This is a genomic window from Nitrospirota bacterium (assembly GCA_016207885.1).
Taxonomy (GTDB): Bacteria; Nitrospirota; Thermodesulfovibrionia; order UBA6902; family UBA6902; genus JACQZG01.
This window is the reverse complement of the sequence record JACQZE010000019.1, coordinates 1-18,282: the sequence shown is the minus strand read 5'-3', so window position 1 is coordinate 18,282 and position 18,282 is coordinate 1. Positions and strand designations below refer to the sequence as shown.

Annotated in this window: 19 protein-coding genes; 17 read left to right on the top strand and 2 right to left on the bottom strand. The window is 45.2% G+C overall.

Annotated elements, in window-relative coordinates:
- The first annotated feature begins 110 nt into the window (after window positions 1-110).
- From HY807_09490 to HY807_09460, 7 genes are all read left to right on the top strand, one after another.
- A complete protein-coding gene (locus HY807_09490) occupies window positions 111-1,124 on the top strand; it encodes an ATP-binding cassette domain-containing protein (protein ID MBI4826634.1) in 1,014 nt (337 codons plus the stop codon).
- A complete protein-coding gene (locus tag HY807_09485; protein ID MBI4826633.1) occupies window positions 1,121-2,236 on the top strand; it encodes an ABC transporter permease in 1,116 nt (371 codons plus the stop codon). Before HY807_09490 ends, HY807_09485 begins: the two co-directional genes overlap by 4 nt.
- 165 nt (window positions 2,237-2,401) lie before the next feature.
- Complete coding sequence (locus HY807_09480; GenBank protein MBI4826632.1) at window positions 2,402-2,893, top strand: hypothetical protein; 492 nt, start codon at window positions 2,402-2,404, stop codon at window positions 2,891-2,893.
- Window positions 2,893-3,177 carry a ribbon-helix-helix protein, CopG family gene (locus tag HY807_09475; GenBank protein MBI4826631.1) on the top strand — a complete coding sequence of 95 codons (285 nt, stop codon included), beginning with the start codon at window positions 2,893-2,895 and terminating at the stop codon, window positions 3,175-3,177. The genes HY807_09480 and HY807_09475 overlap by 1 nt, the downstream gene beginning before the upstream one ends.
- Before the next feature lie 117 nt (window positions 3,178-3,294).
- Complete coding sequence (locus HY807_09470; GenBank protein MBI4826630.1) at window positions 3,295-3,522, top strand: antitoxin; 228 nt, start codon at window positions 3,295-3,297, stop codon at window positions 3,520-3,522.
- On the top strand, window positions 3,522-3,923 hold the full coding sequence (locus tag HY807_09465) for a type II toxin-antitoxin system VapC family toxin (GenBank protein ID MBI4826629.1): 402 nt from the start codon (window positions 3,522-3,524) through the stop codon (window positions 3,921-3,923). Before HY807_09470 ends, HY807_09465 begins: the two co-directional genes overlap by 1 nt.
- A 15-nt stretch (window positions 3,924-3,938) precedes the next feature.
- Window positions 3,939-4,469 carry an O-acetyl-ADP-ribose deacetylase gene (locus HY807_09460; GenBank protein ID MBI4826628.1) on the top strand — a complete coding sequence of 177 codons (531 nt, stop codon included), beginning with the start codon at window positions 3,939-3,941 and terminating at the stop codon, window positions 4,467-4,469.
- Here the strand turns inward: HY807_09460 and HY807_09455 are convergent.
- Entirely contained in the window at window positions 4,466-5,128 is a 663-nt protein-coding gene (locus HY807_09455) for a hypothetical protein (GenBank protein ID MBI4826627.1), read from the bottom strand. The two genes, HY807_09460 and HY807_09455, sit on opposite strands and share 4 nt — an antisense overlap.
- 115 nt (window positions 5,129-5,243) lie before the next feature.
- On the opposite strand from HY807_09455, the gene uvrB reads away from it, so the two are divergent.
- Window positions 5,244-7,259 carry an excinuclease ABC subunit UvrB gene (uvrB, locus tag HY807_09450; protein ID MBI4826626.1) on the top strand — a complete coding sequence of 672 codons (2,016 nt, stop codon included), beginning with the start codon at window positions 5,244-5,246 and terminating at the stop codon, window positions 7,257-7,259.
- 3 nt (window positions 7,260-7,262) lie between these two features.
- On the opposite strand, the gene HY807_09445 is transcribed toward uvrB, so the two are convergent.
- A complete protein-coding gene (locus HY807_09445; GenBank protein MBI4826625.1) occupies window positions 7,263-8,201 on the bottom strand; it encodes an FAD-dependent oxidoreductase in 939 nt (312 codons plus the stop codon).
- Between the two features lie 167 nt (window positions 8,202-8,368).
- Between HY807_09445 and HY807_09440 the strand changes: the two genes are divergently transcribed.
- The 9 genes from HY807_09440 to HY807_09400 all read left to right on the top strand — a co-directional run bounded on the left by HY807_09440 (window position 8,369) and on the right by HY807_09400 (window position 18,133).
- Complete coding sequence (locus HY807_09440) at window positions 8,369-9,346, top strand: glycosyltransferase (GenBank protein MBI4826624.1); 978 nt, start codon at window positions 8,369-8,371, stop codon at window positions 9,344-9,346.
- Entirely contained in the window at window positions 9,321-10,400 is a 1,080-nt protein-coding gene (locus tag HY807_09435; GenBank protein MBI4826623.1) for a UDP-N-acetylglucosamine 2-epimerase, read from the top strand. Before HY807_09440 ends, HY807_09435 begins: the two co-directional genes overlap by 26 nt.
- Window positions 10,393-11,358, top strand: a complete 966-nt coding sequence (locus tag HY807_09430) for a glycosyltransferase (GenBank protein ID MBI4826622.1) — start codon at window positions 10,393-10,395, stop codon at window positions 11,356-11,358. Before HY807_09435 ends, HY807_09430 begins: the two co-directional genes overlap by 8 nt.
- 20 nt (window positions 11,359-11,378) lie before the next feature.
- Complete coding sequence (locus HY807_09425; GenBank protein ID MBI4826621.1) at window positions 11,379-13,217, top strand: tetratricopeptide repeat protein; 1,839 nt, start codon at window positions 11,379-11,381, stop codon at window positions 13,215-13,217.
- Window positions 13,218-13,254: 37 nt separating this feature from the next.
- Window positions 13,255-14,235: a flippase-like domain-containing protein gene (locus HY807_09420; GenBank protein MBI4826620.1), complete on the top strand. Its 981-nt coding sequence runs from the start codon at window positions 13,255-13,257 to the stop codon at window positions 14,233-14,235.
- 39 nt (window positions 14,236-14,274) lie between these two features.
- On the top strand, window positions 14,275-15,225 hold the full coding sequence (locus tag HY807_09415) for a response regulator (GenBank protein MBI4826619.1): 951 nt from the start codon (window positions 14,275-14,277) through the stop codon (window positions 15,223-15,225).
- Window positions 15,212-15,973, top strand: coding sequence for an HD-GYP domain-containing protein (locus HY807_09410; protein MBI4826618.1), 762 nt, complete (start codon window positions 15,212-15,214; stop codon window positions 15,971-15,973). Before HY807_09415 ends, HY807_09410 begins: the two co-directional genes overlap by 14 nt.
- 76 nt (window positions 15,974-16,049) lie before the next feature.
- Complete coding sequence (locus tag HY807_09405; protein ID MBI4826617.1) at window positions 16,050-16,943, top strand: DNA integrity scanning protein DisA nucleotide-binding domain protein; 894 nt, start codon at window positions 16,050-16,052, stop codon at window positions 16,941-16,943.
- An 83-nt stretch (window positions 16,944-17,026) separates the two neighbouring features.
- Window positions 17,027-18,133, top strand: coding sequence for a DUF4931 domain-containing protein (locus tag HY807_09400; protein ID MBI4826616.1), 1,107 nt, complete (start codon window positions 17,027-17,029; stop codon window positions 18,131-18,133).
- Window positions 18,134-18,282: the final 149 nt, after the last annotated feature.

Genomic DNA, 18,282 nt, shown 5'->3' with positions numbered 1-18,282 from the left:
GGGAATCCAAGGATGGGGATTAGAGAGATTCCGGACAAGCCGGAATGACAAAACATGAAAGATAGGACGACATTAATAATAGAAGCATCAACAGTTGAACTTATGAACTTATGCAAAAGACAAATGCCATAGAGGTTTCCGGACTGGTGAAGAAGTTCGGCACTCTTGCCGCAGTGGACGATGTTAGTTTTAATGTTCCTGATGGCGAGTTCTTCGGTTTTTTAGGCCCGAACGGCGCGGGCAAGACCACACTGATCAGGATGCTCACCACACTGCTTAAACCCACCAGCGGCAGGGCTGTTGTCGCAGGCATTGATGTCTCCGCGTCTCCTCAGGAAGTAAGAAAGAAGATAGGGGTTGTTCCGCAGGCTCTGACAAGCGACCTTGACCTGACTGGGTATGAGAACATGGATCTGTACGGCAGGTTTTACAGCATACCGTCAAGGGAGCGGAAGGAAAAGATAAAGGATCTATTTGAGATCATCGGCCTGTCCAACAGGCAGAATGACCTTGTCGCCACCTACTCCGGCGGTATGCGCAGGCGGCTTGAGTTAGCGCGCGTTCTCGTCCACGCTCCGAAAGTTCTCTTTCTTGATGAACCCACCATAGGACTTGACCCTCAGAGCAGGCGTGTTGTGTGGGAGTTTCTTGAGAAGTTCAGAAAAGATTACTCGCTGACAATATTCCTGAGCACCCACTATATGGAAGAGGCCGAGGCGTTGTGCGAAAGGCTTGCCATCATTGATAACGGAAAGATAATAGCGCTTGATTCTCCGGCAAAGCTGAAATCCGAACTTCCGGGCAATGACATCATCTACCTTACACTGTCTGATATTTCAAAGATCAGTCCGGTTGAAGATAAGATAAAAGGGCTGTCTTTTGTCCATAATATTGTGATAGACGGAGCTACTTTACGGGTGTACGTGGATAACGGAGCTCTTGATTTCTCGCCGCTTGTTGATAATGTGAAAGAGGCAGGCGGGATAGTGACATCAGTGAACATCCACCAGTTGTCTATTGAAGATGTATTTATACATCACACAGGAAAATCAATACGCGAGGAAGGCGCAAAGAAGATAAACTTCTTTGTCGGCGCGGGCCTGCCTCAAAAACTTTCAAGATGACCAGATTACTGGCTGTTATAGAGAGAGATATCAAGAAGTTCATACGCAATCCTATCGTTGTGATGATGAGCCTTGTCATGCCCATGGTCTATCTTCTTATCCTCGGTAACTCTTTTCAGGGAAAGCTTAAGGAACTTCCGCTTGCGATAGTAGACCAGGATTCCGGAGTCTACTCAAGAAGGCTGATCGATAACCTCAGGGCTGTCGAGGCAGGCGCAAAAACTGTCTCGATCCATATGCTGAATGATCAGGATGCCGCTCTCACAGGCGTCAGGAACGGGGCATATAAAGCAGCTTTGATAATCCCTCCTGATTTCACCAAGAGGGCAAACCTGAAGAGCGAACCTGATGTCGGACTCTTTCTTGACAACACCGATACTGTCTCCACCGTGACTATCAAAGCGCTTGTGAACAGTGTATTAAACAGTGTACGGGAGGAGCATGTTTCTGTAAGGGAGAAGCCTTATGAGTTCTATGTAAGGAACATTGAGATCTACAGCATGGTTGATTACTACCAGACGCTCGTGCCCGGTGTTGTGATAATGGCGATATTCTTAGGCACCATGACAGCCGGGGTTTTTAACCTTGTGATGGACAGGTTCTTAGGCATAGATGAGAGCTACCTTCTCACGCCTCTCTCCAAGACTGACATCGTTTCAGGGCTTGTCATAAGCGGCCTTTTGATAACGACTGTGATAGCCTTTGTAGTATTGATAGCGAGCATGCTGATCACAGGCATCCCTTTTTCAAAAGGTATTGAGCAGATGTTCTCCATCTTTATGATAATAGTTCTAACCACTCTCGCCCTGCTGAGCCTCATGTTCGTCATCCTCGGAAGGGCAACACATCCGAGGATCGTAGGCCTCTCAAGCGGTTTTCTTAATGTAATATTCTTCTTCCCAAGCGGCGCGATATATCCGATAGAGAGTTTCCCCGGCTGGCTCAGGGCGTTCGCAAAGGTTAATCCAGAAGTATACGCGGTACACGCGCTGAAATCCGTCTTATTCAAGGGTGCGGGCATGAACGTTATCTTCAATGACATTGTCTTCCTGTTAGTTTTTACCAATGTGATGATGGTGATCGCGATACTGACGTTTAAGAGGAATATGTGAAGTCATCCTCAAAGTAATACCTTGGAACAACGATGCATCTCACATATTGTTGAAACTAAAGAGACTTAGATACTTTTGCCAGTATTTTGCCCTATAAGGCTAACTATTGGCAATTTGTATTAAAAAGTTGATTAATTAATTACACATGTAGTATATTGTAAACATATGAAAATGGTTTTTGATTCTTCCACTCTGATATTACTGGCAAAAGCTGAACTATTAGGTGTTATCTCAAATGACACTCAAATAATAATTCCAAAAATGGTAAGAACCGAATGCACGCGCAAGGATACTTTTGATGCCAAATTAATTTCGGCTCTTATTGATAACCATAAAATTGAAGTGGTTACTGCAAGCAAGGAAGCTGCGGCAGCGCTGTGCAGAGATTTCAAAATTCATGCTGGTGAGGCTGAGTCGATTACTATTGCATTAAAAAAGCAACTGCCTCTTGCTGCGGATGATTTGCCGACTATAAAAGCGTGCAAGATATTGAATATTCAATTTACAACAGCAATTCACTTTTTAATAAACCTTGCGGGAAAAGGGAGAATTGACAAAGAGATGGCAGTCGTAAAACTCGAAAAATTATCTTTATACGGGCGGTACAATAAACGAATAATAGATGATGCTGCAAAAAGGCTGAAAGGAGGCAAATAATGTCAGTAATAAGTTTAAGGCTTAAAGACAGGGAGATAAAGAGAATCAATGAACTGTCCAAAACAGGACATAAAGACAGGTCTGCAGTTGCAAGAGAACTCATAGATTACGGATGGGAATTTCTGATGATAAAACTTTACAGAGAGGGCAAGCTGTCATTAAGCGCTTTGTCTGAGAAGTTGGAACTCTCGGTAAGCGAAGCAGTAGATTTATTATCAGAATTCGGAATTGAATCTCCGATAGATTATGACGATTACTTAAAAGGTTTTGAGGCGTTCAAATAACCATGCTGAAGCTGGTTGCAGAAGATTGCAAAATCCGCATTGCTGACGTTGCTTAGATACGTCATACTCCTTGAATAAATATATATTCTCAATATATACTATCTCGGGAGGTGATATATGAAGACCGCAAAGATATTTCAGAACGGCCAAAGCCAGGCTGTCAGGCTGCCAAAAGAGTTCAGGTTCAAAGACGACCACGTTTATGTTAAAAAATCAGGCAATATTGTCATGCTGATCCCTGCAAAGGATTCATGGGAGTCGCTGATTGACAGCCTCGACAGGTTTTCTGATGATTTCATGAAGGAAAGGAAGCAGCCCAAAGCCCAGACACGGGAGATATTCTGATGAAGTTTATGCTGGATACAAACACCTGCATTTACATTATCAAGCAGAAGCCGCCCAGCGTGCTGAAACGTTTCAAGGCATATTCTGTCGGAGAGATCGGCATCTCATCCATAGGGCTTGCTGAGCTTAGATTCGGCGTGGCAAAAAGTCAGCATGTCAGAAAGAACGGGGAGGCTTTGGATGCCTTTATTCTGCCGCTTGAGATAGCTGATTTTGACGAAAAGGTTGCCAGGTCTTACGGCGATCTAAGGGCAGCGCTTGAAAAGAGAGGGAATCCGATAGGCTCCATGGATATGCTGATAGGCGCGCATGCCCTGAGCCTTGGCATCACCCTTGTAACCAATAATGTAAGAGAGTTCCGGAAGATAAAACATTTAAAGGTTGTAGACTGGACAGTTTGATTTTTTTAGGAACTTATGGAAATCCAAATCAACAAAAGCACACTCTCCCTCGTTGAAGGCGATATAACAAAGCAGGATACTGATGCGATAGTAAACGCCGCGAATAAAACTCTCCTCGGCGGCGGCGGGGTTGACGGAGCGATCCACAGGGCTGGCGGGCCGAAGATACTTGAGGAATGCATCAAGATAGGACACTGCGAAACCGGCGAGGCTGTGATTACCTCAGGAGGAAATCTCAAAGCAAAGTTTGTCATACATACGGTCGGGCCTGTTTACAGAGACGGAAAACACAATGGACCTACGCTTCTCCGTAATGCTTATCAAAACTCTCTCAACCTCGCATCATCAAAAGGTATTAAAAGCATAGCCTTCCCCTCAATAAGCACCGGAGCCTACCGGTATCCGGTTGAAGACGCAGCGAATATCGCCTTGCAAACTGCGATAGATTTTCTTCATGCTCATCCTGAAATAAAGCTTATAAGATTTGTCCTGTTCGGCAGAAGCAACCTTGAGGCATATGAGAGGGTTTTAAAGAAGCTCGTTTAGATCTCAGGATTCAGCGGCATCGGTCCGTTTAACAATGCCGCGCGCGCCGCAAGCTTTTTATAAACATAAGCGTAAGCTATCATGGTGGTCGGGATCGTAGCGAATAGCCCTACCACAAAGCAGAGAAATCCCGCGATATTGATAAGCAGCATAAGCACTCCAAATGTTGCGAGATCCCACTTGGCGCCTTCAGTGGCAAGCGCGCTGGCTTTTAAAGCTTCGATAGGCCCGAGCCCTTTTTCTACCATGAAATAAGAGAAGAGGTTGAACTTGACCGCCCATATGCACCCCGGAACGATAAAGAGCACAAGCCCGCCGACAATGATGAGCACATAAAGTATCGTTGCCCATATGTAGTTCGTGAGCAGGCCGAATGATGAGAGGAGTTCATCAAACTCGCTCTTCACCCCGTCACAGAAGTTCAGGCTGATCCTGATAAAGCCGAGCTTGACCACGAAATTCAGAATGACCCCCGCGGTCATTAAAACAATTCCTACAAAGGTCAGCCCCTGTTTCTTTGCAAGTTCTCCGATAAATCCCGGAAGCTCCACGATAAGCAGGGCTATAAAGAGAAGGATGACAAAGAATTTAATATTCTTCTTCATCGTCTCCCAGCCGAAACTCACAGCTTCATTATATGAAAAAATATCCTCTTTCATCTTGTTCCCATGGTCGTTGATTTACTGAATTATACAATTAAAAGCTCATTTTGCGAAAATGTTAAAATATTAATTAACGATTTGAATTTATCTGACAAATGATGCGCATATTATAATGTCCAAGCCAAATAATAAGACAACAGACAAATTTAAACTCGTCTCTGATTTCAAACCAGCCGGTGACCAGCCTGCTGCGATAGAGTCGTTGACTGAAGGCCTGATGAAAAAGCATGCTCATCAGGTGCTTCTCGGCGTGACCGGTTCAGGCAAGACATTCACCGTTGCCAATGTGATAGCAAACCTCAATAAACCCACTCTTGTAATCGCTCACAACAAGACGCTCGCCGCGCAGCTCTACGGAGAGTTCAAGGAGTTCTTCCCGGAAAACGCGGTTGAATATTTTGTCAGCTACTATGACTATTACCAGCCTGAGGCATACCTGCCGTCTGTGGATGCCTATATTGAAAAGGATGCGATGATCAATGAGGATATTGACAGGATGAGGCATTCAGCTACTCGCGCGGTGCTTGAGAGGAATGACACCATTATCGTCGCGTCTGTATCGTGCATCTACGGCATCGGCTCTCCTGAAGATTATCTCGGAATGCATATGCAGATAGAGACAGGCATGAGGTTTGAGCGGGACGTCTTTTTGAGGAAGCTGGTTGAGATGCTCTATGTCAGGGATGATGAAGATTTCAAGCGGGGAGACTTCAGGGTGAGGGGTGATATTGTCGAGGTCTTCCCTTCATTTTCAGGAGAGAACGCCATAAGGATAGAATTCTTCGGCGATGATATTGACGCATTATCTGAGTTCGATTCTCTCACAGGCGCGGTAATAAGAAGGCTCTCAAAGACGGTGCTCTACCCTAACAGCCACTGGATAACATCTAAAGAAAGGATACAGAACGCCTTTGCAGAGATAAATAACGAGATGCAGGCGAGGATAAAATATTTTCTTAAACAGGGAAAAGAGGTTGAGGCGAAGCGCATAGAGGAGAAGACGAGGTTTGATATGGAGATGCTGAAGGAGTTCGGCTATTGCCACGGTATAGAGAACTACTCGAGGCATTTAAGCGGCAGGGCGCCGGGCGAACCTTCAGCATGCCTTATAGATTACTTTCCGGACGATTATCTTCTCGTCATTGATGAATCTCATGCGACCATCCCTCAGATAGGTGGGATGTATGCGGGCGACAGGTCAAGGAAGCAGACGCTTATAGATTATGGTTTCAGGCTGCCGTCTGCCTTGGACAACAGGCCTTTGAAGTTCGATGAGTTTGAAAAGAAAGTTAATGAGGTGATCTATATATCCGCGACACCTGCGGAGTATGAACTTGAAATATCAGAGCGGAGAATAGTGGAGCAGATAGTAAGGCCTACCGGTTTGATTGATCCTGTTATAGAGATCAGGCCTGTCAGCGGACAGCTTGATGACCTGCTCGGCGAGATAAGAGAGAGGGCGGAAAAGGGCGAGAGGGTGCTTGTGACAAGCCTTACAAAGAAGATGGCTGAGGACATCTCTGAACATTATAAAGAGCTCGGAGTTAAGACGAGATATCTGCATTCTGATATCGATACAATTGAGAGGGTTGAGATATTGAGAGATTTGAGGCTTGGCAAGTTTGATGCGCTTATCGGAGTGAATCTCCTGAGGGAAGGGCTTGACCTGCCGGAGGTCTCGCTCGTCGCGATACTTGACGCTGACAAGGAGGGTTTTCTCCGCTCATCGAGGTCGCTCATTCAGACTGCGGGAAGGGCTGCAAGAAATATCAACGGCAAGGTCATATTCTACGCGGATAATATCACCGGTTCGATGAAGGCTGCAATGGATGAGACAGAGAGAAGGCGGAAAAAACAGAAGGAGTATAACAGGAAGAACGGGATAACCCCGAAGTCGGTCATAAAGGATATCAAGAATATTCTCGGCTCAATATATGAGGCTGACTACTGGACGGTTCCCGCTGTAGCGGAAGAGACAGTCGAATATGCCAATGAGGCAGATATAAAGAAGCTTGAGTCAGAGATGAAAGAGGCGGCCCGGAAGCTTGAATTTGAACGTGCCGCCGAGCTCAGGGACAGGATAAAGGCGATAAAGCAGAAGATGATAGAGATCGGGATAAAAGAATGAGGATTATCCCCAGTCTAACTTTCTTCTCTTTTTATGATGAATATATTTTTCTGCTGAAAGCGCTGCAAGGCAACCGTTAGCAGCTGCAACCACCACCTGTCTCACTTCAGTGCATGAGACATCGCCTGCGGTAAATACGCCCGGTATCGAGGTCTCCATCATCCTGTTTGCAAGCACACACTTTTCATCGCTGAGGTCAACTGAAAAATTCAGAAAGTCCACGATCGGCTGGCTTCCGTGGAGGTATACAAAGACGCCGTCCATAGGCATCTCCATCTCTTCAGAGGTTTCAGAGTTAAGCACCCTGATGCCTGTCACACCGTCGTCACCATCAATTGACAGCACTTTGTGTCCTGTGAGAACTTTTATCTTGCCTGCTTCAAGCGCGGGATGTTCTCCTTTTATCTCCTTTGCCGGAGCTATTAAATATACAGTCTCTGCAAACCTTGTCAAAAGGTCAGCCTCTTTTACAGCTTCTTCAGAGTCTCCGACAATGCATACGGTTTTTCCCTTATAGAAGGCCGCGTCGCATATCGCGCAATAGCTCACGCCCCTGCCCAGAAGTTCAGCCTCCCCCTTTATGGAAGGCTTCCTGCCCATTGAACCTGTGGCGATGATCACTGCCTTGCCATTGTATATTTTGTCCATGGCGATGACATCTTTAACTTCAGCTTCGAGGCTCACCCCGACAACCTGGGTCTCGACATATTCAGCTCCGAAGTCCAATGCCTGCTTGCGGAAGATATTCAGAAGCTCGGTTCCGCTCAGCGGCGCAGCCTGTCCGGGGTAGTTCGCTATCTTGCTCGTGAATGCCAGCGCTCCTGCGGTAGGGGACTTATCAAGAACTACGGTCCTGAGCTTTGACCTTGACGCATACTGAGCCGCGCTGAGGCCGGCCGGCCCGCCGCCGATTATTATTACATCATAAAGTTCCTCTGACATTTCATCCTCCGGGATCGATCTTTTAATTGATTAAAAAAGTAATAAATTATATCAAAATTGCCATTTTATGTCAGTTTGTTCTTGTGATTTAAACTTGTTCTCTTCTTAACCTTTATAATACAATTAGATGCGAATAGATATTTCAGAATTAAGCAAAAGGATAGTTAATGTATAAAGGTTATTCAGTAGCTGTCATCATACCGGCATTTAATGAAGAGGGCCATATAAAGGATGTTCTGGATTCTCTCCCGCCTTTTATAGATAAGACAATCGTGATTGACGACTGCAGCAGCGACCGGACTTCTGAACTGGCTGCTTCATCCGGAGCCGTTGTCTTAAGGCATGATGTCAATATGGGAGTTGGAACTGTTTTTAACACAGGCCTTGAGTATGTGATGAAATATGGTTTTGATATCATGGTAAACATTGACGGGGACGGGCAGTTCTCAGCGCTTGATATACACAAGCTGATAGATCCGATAGTTGAAGGCAAGGCTGATTTTGTGACCGCTTCAAGATTCATGAACCCTGAACTTATACCTGACATGCCGAAGATCAAATTCTGGGGTAACAAGAGGATGTCAGAACTTATCAGCAGGTTATCCGGAAAACGTTTCTATGATGTTTCATGCGGATTCAGGGCATATTCACGAGACACGCTGATGAGGCTCAATCTTTTCGGGTCGTTCACATACACACAGGAATCATTCCTTGACCTGACATTCAAAAAGGTGAGGATACGCGAAGTTCCGGTCAGGGTAAAATATTTTAAAGACAGGGAATCGCGGGTTGCCTCGAGCATTCCCAATTATGTCCTTCAGACATTGAAGATAATATTCCGGACATACAGGGATTACAGGCCGCTCAGGTTCTTCTGGTCTATCGCGTTCATTCTCTTTGTTGTCTCTCTTCTGTTCGGCTCGATACTTCTCTTCCATTATTTCAGCACCGGGAGATTCTCCGGCCAGATATGGTCAGGATTTGTCGGGGCCTTCTTTTTTATTAATGCCATGGCATTATTTGTTACAGGAGTAATAGCTGACATCTTATACAGGATCAGGATCAATCAGGAAAAGATATTGTACCGGCTGAAAAAGATGGATATACCCAGGGGCTTTAATGATCCACATCGTACTGGGGACTAAGGCACAGCTCATCAAGACGGCGCCTTTGATGCAGATGATGCAGTCAAGAGGCATCCCTTACAATTACATTTTCACCGGACAGCATAAAAAAGGTGTTGATGAACTCCACGATGCCTTCAGCCTGAAAAAACCTGATATTGTGCTCTACAGCGGCAAGGATATTGTTTCGCTCTTCTCCATGCTGATCTGGTCAGCATGGCTCTTGTGCAAGAGTATGTTTTCGAGAAACAGGGTATTCAGAGTCGACAGGTCCGGAGTGGTGCTTGTTCACGGTGATACGATTACCACACTCATAGGCGCCCTGATGGGCAGGATGGCTGGATTGAAAGTAGCGCATATCGAGGCAGGGCTGCGTTCCTCTGATTTTTTTCATCCCTTTCCGGAAGAGGTAACCCGGGTGCTGACATCTTATCTGTCTGATTATTTCTTTTGTCCGGGGCATTGGGCGATAGATAACCTGAGGAAACACAAAGGCATTAAGGTAAACACATTTGAGAACACGCTGTTTGATACATTTCAGGCGGCTGTTGCGAAGATGGAAGATATAGATGTAAATATTCCTGAAGAGAGATACTGCATCGTCTCTATTCACAGATATGAAAATCTTCTCAATAAAAAAAGGCTGAACCGGATCATAGAGATAGTCGAAGATATTGCTTTAAGCTGTAAAGTTCTTTTTGTCCTTCATCCCGTTACAGAGAAGAAACTTCATGCGTATAATTTGTACAGCAGGGTGGAAGAAAATCCTGCCATCGAGATGCGCGGACGTTATGATTATTTTAAGTTCATTAAGCTGGTCTGTCACTGCGAGTTTTTAGTCACCGACGGCGGCGGCAACCAGGAGGAGAGTTTTTACATGGGGAAGCCGTGCCTTCTGCTCAGAAGAAAGACAGAGAGGCTTGAAGGACTTAACAGGAATGTATGCCTCTCTAAAATGGAAGATACAGCCATCAATTCTTTTGTTAAGAATTACAGGGATTTTATTATTCCTGTGAAAAAAGCTGAATTCAGCCCTTCAGAGATCATCGTAGATGAGATAAGAAAATTTGCCTGATTTAATTATGAAGAATATCACCATAATAGTTCCTGTATATAACGGCGCTGAGACGATACGCCAATGCCTTGAAGCGATATTGCTTATCAATTATCCTGAGAACCTTCTTGAGATACTTGTTGTTGATGACGGTTCAACCGATAATACGCTGAATATTATCGGTGAACTGAACTCATGCCGGATCAGGGTGATAAGCAATGAAGAAAATAAGGGCAGGGCATATACACGCTTTCGCGGAGCAAGCGAAGCTGAGAATGACAACCTTTTTTTTATTGACAGCCGCGTCATTGTTGATAAGGATGCTATCAATGCCATATGCAGATACGATGATCCTGTCCAGATACCAAGAACCGTGGAAGGCAATAAAAATGAATGGGATATCGCCTTGTGCTTGTTAAGAGGTTTAGCATTCAGAAACTCTGATCAATATGACTATATAACTGAAGAGAACTTTGACAGGGTTCCAAAGGGAAGTACGTCGCTTTTTATTTCCAAAGATATATTTCTGGAAGCCTGCTCCATGATCAATTATGAAAGTAAATATGTGAATGAAGATACCGGCCTGCTTTTACATGTAGTCAAAGAAGGATACAGAATATTCCGGAACCCTGATCTCAAGATTACATATCTTCAAAGGTCAGGGCTTCGGAGTAATATCGTTCATCTTTTTGAAAGGGGCCCCAGGTTTGTAGATTACTACTACGGCCGCCATGTTAGAATTACAGCTGTTATCAGGTCTTTTCTTTTTTTGCTGGCAGTATGTTCAGGCCTTTTTATTATTTATCCGGCCGGCATTCTTTATGCGCTGGCCATCTTTTTTTGTCTGGATATTTTTATTTCCGCTGTCATAGGGAAAAGCATGATGGAGAGGTTTGTGCTGCTCTTCTTCCTGCCTGTGATTTTCCTGTCGTTTGGTTTTGGAGTCCTGAAGGGGCTGCTGGTAAGGTTAATAAAATAAGATGGTTCTCTTTTGATATTGTGAAAATAAAAGTAAAAAAAAATACAGCTCCTGCTTCAGGGCGTTTCTTTCTTTTTGCCTTATTGCTGATACCATCAATAGCTTTTTTGATGTATTCAAATATCCTTAACGCTCCTTTTATCTTTGATGATGTCGCGTTTCTGGATAATCCGATGATCAACATCTCCAGGCTGCCACAACTGCTTGATATTCTGTTTGACAGCAATCTTGACAGAAGAGCGGGATTTATCACCTTTGCCATGAACTTTTATCTCGGCGGCCTGAACCCGTTCGGATATCATCTTTTCAACATAATCATTCACATCCTTAACGCGTTAGCGCTTTTTTATCTGGTAAAAATGACCCTCTCGTTGCCTTCAGCGCCGGAAAGGTTCAAGTCTGTTTCCGGCGAGATAGCGCTTGCCGGTTCATTGCTGTGGCTCGTGCAGCCTGTCCATATCATGGCTGTTACCTATACAGTCCAGAGGCTTGCCAGTCTCTCCTCACTCTTCTTTCTCCTTTCTCTGATAAGTTATATTTCCGCAAGGCAAAGCAGTTCATCTAAAAGGCTGTTGCATTCCTGCCTTTCGGTCATTTGCGGTGTTATAGCCTTGAGCACAAAGCAGAACGCGGCTGTGCTGCCTTTCGTGGTGGTGTTATATGAATTTTATTTTTTTGAGGTGCTTTCTTTTAAGGAGAAGAGAAAGAAGATATTGCTTTTTTCATCCGTTGCCGTTATATCACTGATGGCACTGGTTCTTGTTTACCTCGGGCCTGATTTTCTGAAGGAAATAAATGCACGATATATTGAAAGAGGCATTACACCGTATCAGAGGCTTATTACAGAATTCCGGGTAGTTGTCATGTATCTGACATTGCTTCTCTATCCGCATCCTTCAAGGCTGAATGTTGATTATGACTTCACTTTGTCCACCGGCATTTTTTCTCCGATATCAACGCTCTTCTCCCTTATTTTCCTGGGAGGGCTTTTGGCTTTTGCAATTTACCGTGCCAGAAAGACCCCGCTTTTCTCGTTCTGCATCCTGTGGTTCTTTATGAATCTGGCAGTTGAGTCAACTATCTACCCTCTTGACCTTGTTTTTGAGCACAGGCTTTATCTTCCTTCCATGGGGATAGCAATGCTTTTTGCAGGATATGTTATCACCCTTGAAAATTCCCAAATAAAGAAAGTAGGCATGGCGCTGATAGTGCTGGCTATTTTTGTCTTTGCCTTTTGGACGCATGAAAGAAACTATTTATGGAACAGCCAGGTCACACTATGGGAAGATAACGCGGGAAAGTCTCCTGATAAGGCAAGGGTTCACGGAAATCTCGGAAAGGCGTATCTGGATAATAATGAGTTCGAGAAGGCACGAGTTGAGTTTGAAAAGGTTATCCGTATAGATCCGGCATATCTTGGGGCATATGATAACCTCGCTGTAATATATATAGACTATTTCCATGATTATGAAAAGGCGAAGGAATATATTGACAAGGCCATTAGAATAGACCCCGAATATTCTGTCCCTTATATCAATTCCGGCGTCATAAATCTTCAGCTAAGACAATTGCCTGAGGCGGTGGAGAATTTCAAGAAAGCGCTGGAACTTGACCCGGAGAGCCATCTCGGACACTATAATCTTGCAGCCGCGTATTTCAATCTGAGAGACTATGCCGCCGCAATCTCAATTCTTAAAAAGGGGATAAATCTCTGGCCTGCCAGTTCAAAGCTGTACGGCCTGCTTGGTGTTACTTATTTCCATGACAACGACAAGGAGAACGCGTCAAAAGCATTACGGTATGCGGTGAAGCTTGACCCGCAGAACAAGATGGCGGCGATGTATTTGGAAAAGTTATAAATTATTGCCGGAGTGCCGGCTTGATAGAATTTACTAAATGAAAGAGAAGATATTGAAAATAGCCGGGTTGTTATTGCTCGGCATATTTGCCTGGTGGGCAGTAAATTACTATCTGAACCATGAGGGGGATTTTGATAAGCTATCCCAACTTAGCTTCGGCTATCTCTTTCTTTTAGGCTTATTGAATCTATTATCTCTATTTATTAACGGCATGTTTCTAAAGGCACTGGTCAGGAAGTTTGATGTGACCCTCGGTTTATTGGAATCATTCGGTATCTCGATCCTCTCCTCTTTTGCGAACTACACTACCCCGTTCAGCGGCGGGGCAGGGTTCAGGGCGGTCTATCTTAAAAAAAGGCACGGCCATTCTTATTCTGATTTTGCAGCGGGATTTGCAGGCAACTATATAATCAACTATCTTGCGGTCTCAATAACCGGGATACTCTGTCTTACATATATTTATAATATTTATCATATTAGCAGCTTGATTGCAGCCGGTATTTTCGGCGCGCTCTTTATCTTACTGACATGTATTATCCTTTTTGCTTCTCCCTTTAAGGAACCGGCCGGTTTTTTGCTTCTTCGCTTAAATAAGATATTGAAAGGCTGGAACATTATTAAAAATGATAAAAAACTGCTTTTGAAATTGACCCTGCTGTCTTGTGTCAATATCATTATATCCACGCTGATCCTGCTTGCGGCATTTTATTCCGTGGGGCTTAAAATAGATATTGCAAAGGCCCTGTTGATGAATCTTTTATATTCCATGAGCTTACTGATCTCAATAACCCCGGGTTCTCTCGGCATTGCTGAAACTGTTCTTATTTTCTCAGGGGATGCCGTCGGCCTGAAAACAGCCGAGGTTCTGGTCGCCTCATTGATAATCAGGGCGGTTCTTGTGGCTCTGCTTTTTTCATTGGCTCCGCTATGTACGTTTTTTCTTAATAAAAATATCGGGTTGGCAGGGAAAGGGGCATCCTTACAGCGTGAAAAAGAGGATACTGAATTTCCTATATGATGACGGGTAAAATTATGATATATTTATAATGGGTGATTTATGAATAACGGAAAGGTATCAGACAATAAACCGGGCCGGCAGGAGACCATTCTTATTGTTGAGGATGATAAGGGGCTGAATTCTCTTATCCAGAAAACTCTGGAGCGTGCGGGGATGAAGGTTGAGTGTGCGTTTGACGCCAGGGAGGCCATTGCAAAAGCATCTGACAATAATATCGATATGATGCTGCTTGATTATCAGCTTCCGGACATGAAGGGCAGCGAACTTGTTGAGGCGCTTAGAGAGAAGAGCAATGATGTCCCTTTCATCATTGTCACCGGCCACGGCGATGAAAAGATAGCTGTAGAGATGATGAAGCTGGGAGCAAAGGACTATATAGTCAAGGATAAAGGCTTTATGGAGATGCTCTTTTTTGTGCTGGAGAAGGCCATAAAGGAAGTTACGCGTGAGAGAAAGCTGGAAGAGACTGAAAAAAAGATAATTCATGCCGCTGAGGAGTGGCGGGTTACATTTGATGCTATTGCTGATTTCGTGACTGTTCATGACATGGATTTCAGGATAGTGAAGGCGAATAAAGCGCTGGCTGACTTTCTCGGAGTCCGGATACAGGATATTGTGGGCAGGCACTGCTATGAAGTGTTCCATAACTTTAGCGAGCCGATGGCCGGTTGTCCGCATCTTGAGATGCTGAAAGCCGGGAAGACCGTAACAAAAGATATTAATGACGACCACCTTGGACGTTATCTTATGGTTTCCGTATCGCCGCTCTTTGACGAGGCCGGTGAGATCAAGGGGTCTGTACATTATATGAAGGATATTACAGGGATCAAGAGATCAGAAGAGGAACTCAAGAAGAGGGTGGATGACCTTGAGAAGTTTTATGAAATGGCGGTTAACAGGGAACTCAGAATGAAGGAATTAAAGAAAGATATAAAGACATTAAATGAAGAGCTTTTAAAATACAGGACAGAGGGACATGAAGGGAGATAAAAAAGGCCCGGATGTCTCCGGGATCGATACAGAGAAGCTGTTTGACGGACTTTATGGTAAGGAGGCAATGGCTGAAGACAGCGATAAAGACGCTCTCCTTCTGAAGAACAGGGAAGCTTTCTTCAATATGCTGGAGGATGTCAGCGACTCATATAGAGAGCTTGAACTGCTTTTTACTGGGCTGGTCAAGGCCATGGTAAATGCCCTTGATGCAAAGAGCCCATGGACAAAGGGACACTCTCAGAGAGTGGCTGAATACGCTAAACTCATGGCAAGGAATATGAATTTTAACGAGGATGATCTTAAGGACATCTGGCTGGCAGGCATACTTCATGATATCGGAAAGATCGGGACTTATGACGCTCTTCTTGATAAGCCCGGGAAGCTTACAGGTGAGGAGTATGAGATCATAAAGCGGCATCCGGCTCAGGGCGCCGCTATTATCGAAGGCATCAAACAGTTGAGGGATATAGTGCCTGTAATCAGGCACCACCATGAAAGCTTTGACGGCACGGGATATCCTGACGGTTTAAAAGCGAATGAGATCCCTTTGCAGTCAAGAATAATCCATGTGGCTGATTCATTTGATTCCATGACCTCAGACAGGCCCTACAGGGTTTCACCAGGCAAGGATTACGCGATAGCAGAGTTCCGGAAGTTCTCAGGTAAACAGTTTGACCCTTATGCTGTTGAAATATTTCTTGATGTGATTATCAGCGGCCAGCATCTCAGGCTGATCAAATCCTGATACTTCTCTCTGTTCTCTCCGCTTTTCGATGGGCCTTTTTGCCAAAGCTTCAGTATGATATGATATTTAAAACATTATGAGAGACCAGAGAAAGACCATTATAGAAAATGCCCTGAGGCTGATGAGGGAGACGGGAAGCCGGAAGATGTTTCTCTTCCTGAACACCATTCCCGAATGCCGCTGGTGGCTTAAATCCGGCATTACTGAACGGGAACACATTATCCTCGTAATACCAAAGAACCTCAATTTAAATGCGCAGGGCTTCAAATGCTCATGTTCGGCGATCATCAGGAGCTGGGCCGGGAACCAGACACGTTTTTCCAGGATCAAATACGCGTTCCTTCATGGAGTGATGCAGGGGATGATAAACACTGACAGCAAGGTCGTCTGCGTCCTCGGCCCATCCGGGAAAAGCCATCTCGACACGGTCACAATTCACGACCTTTCGCTCTCATGGAGCGAGGAATTCCCATTCGATGTAAGAGGGATAATCAAGAACAGCGCGTTCCACACGATAATGGCGGTTGTTGATATAGCGCTCGACATCGGAGCTCTCGGCAGGGAGGGTAAATCAGTCGGCACAATATTCGTTATCGGCGATACGGAGAATGTCCTGAAGTCTTCGCATCAGGCTGTCTTCAATGCCTTTAAGGGTTATCCCCGCAAAGAGAGGATGATAAGTTTAGCCGAAGTGGTGGAGAGCATAAAGGAGCTTGCGAAACTTGACGGCGCGATAATTATCTCGGAAAACGGGATCGTTGAGGCGGCGGGCAGGCATCTTGACGCAGGCGGAACCTCGCCAAAGAAATTCAGGGGATTGGGAGCAAGGCACAGGGCAGCCATAGGAATTACCCGTCGTTCAAAGGCTGTTGCCATAGTGGTCTCTGAAAGCACGGGCAAGGTGACGATCTTTGAAAAAGGCAATACAGTATCAACCCTTGAACCCCTGATCAGCAGAAGGCTTGTGTAGATAAATCATCTTTCGCGCTTTCCCATGGATATCGAAAAACTTAAAGGACATGATAATGGACGCCGCGCGTCAGGAGGTTTTAAATGACCGGAGAGACTGATAAGGCCGATTTGCCTAAAAAAAATATCCGCGAGATACGGATCAATCCGATCGTGCCGAGTGAATCTGTGCTTATTGCCACTGCCCGCAGCATGCGGCCCAAAAAAGAGGAAGCGCCTGTGCAGCATGATTCACGGCCGCGCGTAGATGCCTGTCCTTTTTGCAAGGGGAACGAGGCCATGACACCGGCTTCCATCATGCAGGTGCCTGCTGCAGGTGACTGGGAACTCCGCATAGTGGAGAACCTTTATCCTGTGCTTGATGATGATATGACGAACCCTAATTTCGCTTATGGTTTGCAGCACACCATCGACGGTTACGGGCGCCATGAAGTGGTCATAGATCACGCATCTCACGGCATACGTATACATGAAATGGCTGACGAGCATCTTGCGCTTCTCTTCTCCCTCTACCGCAGCCGTATGGATCAGCTCTATCATTCTGATGGCCGCCTGAAGTATGTTCTCGTCTTCAAGAATTCCGGCCCTGCTGCAGGCGCGAGCATCGGACATACTCACAGCCAGATGATCGCAATGCCTGTGGTGCCTGATAATGTTCAGGCCGAGGTCCGCAGCAGCAAGGCGCATTACGAGGCATCGCATCAATGTATCTTCTGCAGCCTGATCGATGAGGCATTTACCTTTGAGGCGTTACTGTATGACAGGGAATCAGGCGAGATACGGCGCAGGGTCAATGCCGGCCAGTTTGTCATAGAGCGCAGTAAAAAGTTTGTCGCCATAAAACCATTTGCAAGCAGGTATGAGTGGGAGATACATATTTTACCTCTTGAGCATCAGGCTGATTATCTTGACGCAAGCCCGGATGACCTTGCAGATCTCGCAGTCCTGTTCAAAAGGACGATGGCGCGCCTGAATGCCGTGCTCGGCGGAGTTCAGTATAATTTCTTCCTGCATTCACTTCCGCACGGGACAGAGTACTCAGGTAACGCAAAGTCCTTTCACTGGCATATAGAGATTTGCCCTCGCACGAGCATCCCGACAGGCTTTGAACTCGGTTCAGGACTTTATGTAAATACGATCTGTCCTGAAACAGCTGCGGAGACGTTGAGGGATGTTGTTTTGTCTTTCTAATATTACTGATGTCCCGCCAAAATGATAATGTCCTAATTCACCAAAATAGAAATGTCCTAAATTGGAAATGCTAAACTGCCTCTTTTTGATAAGGAGGCAAGGTGGCACGAAAGGACATTATCATTTTGAGTCAGAAAGAGTTAAAGCGG

What these genes read in the sequence shown, in the direction of transcription:
- HY807_09490 (MBI4826634.1), top strand. Translation starts at nt 111, where the DNA reads ATGCAAAAGACAAATGCCATAGAGGTTTCCGGACTGGTGAAGAAGTTC.
- HY807_09485 (MBI4826633.1), top strand. Translation starts at nt 1,121, where the DNA reads ATGACCAGATTACTGGCTGTTATAGAGAGAGATATCAAGAAGTTCATA.
- HY807_09480 (MBI4826632.1), top strand. Translation starts at nt 2,402, where the DNA reads ATGAAAATGGTTTTTGATTCTTCCACTCTGATATTACTGGCAAAAGCT.
- HY807_09475 (MBI4826631.1), top strand. Translation starts at nt 2,893, where the DNA reads ATGTCAGTAATAAGTTTAAGGCTTAAAGACAGGGAGATAAAGAGAATC.
- HY807_09470 (MBI4826630.1), top strand. Translation starts at nt 3,295, where the DNA reads ATGAAGACCGCAAAGATATTTCAGAACGGCCAAAGCCAGGCTGTCAGG.
- HY807_09465 (MBI4826629.1), top strand. Translation starts at nt 3,522, where the DNA reads ATGAAGTTTATGCTGGATACAAACACCTGCATTTACATTATCAAGCAG.
- HY807_09460 (MBI4826628.1), top strand. Translation starts at nt 3,939, where the DNA reads ATGGAAATCCAAATCAACAAAAGCACACTCTCCCTCGTTGAAGGCGAT.
- HY807_09455 (MBI4826627.1), bottom strand. Translation starts at nt 5,128, where the DNA reads ATGAAAGAGGATATTTTTTCATATAATGAAGCTGTGAGTTTCGGCTGG.
- uvrB (MBI4826626.1), top strand. Translation starts at nt 5,244, where the DNA reads ATGTCCAAGCCAAATAATAAGACAACAGACAAATTTAAACTCGTCTCT.
- HY807_09445 (MBI4826625.1), bottom strand. Translation starts at nt 8,201, where the DNA reads ATGTCAGAGGAACTTTATGATGTAATAATAATCGGCGGCGGGCCGGCC.
- HY807_09440 (MBI4826624.1), top strand. Translation starts at nt 8,369, where the DNA reads ATGTATAAAGGTTATTCAGTAGCTGTCATCATACCGGCATTTAATGAA.
- HY807_09435 (MBI4826623.1), top strand. Translation starts at nt 9,321, where the DNA reads ATGATCCACATCGTACTGGGGACTAAGGCACAGCTCATCAAGACGGCG.
- HY807_09420 (MBI4826620.1), top strand. Translation starts at nt 13,255, where the DNA reads ATGAAAGAGAAGATATTGAAAATAGCCGGGTTGTTATTGCTCGGCATA.
- HY807_09415 (MBI4826619.1), top strand. Translation starts at nt 14,275, where the DNA reads ATGAATAACGGAAAGGTATCAGACAATAAACCGGGCCGGCAGGAGACC.
- HY807_09410 (MBI4826618.1), top strand. Translation starts at nt 15,212, where the DNA reads ATGAAGGGAGATAAAAAAGGCCCGGATGTCTCCGGGATCGATACAGAG.
- HY807_09405 (MBI4826617.1), top strand. Translation starts at nt 16,050, where the DNA reads ATGAGAGACCAGAGAAAGACCATTATAGAAAATGCCCTGAGGCTGATG.
- HY807_09400 (MBI4826616.1), top strand. Translation starts at nt 17,027, where the DNA reads ATGACCGGAGAGACTGATAAGGCCGATTTGCCTAAAAAAAATATCCGC.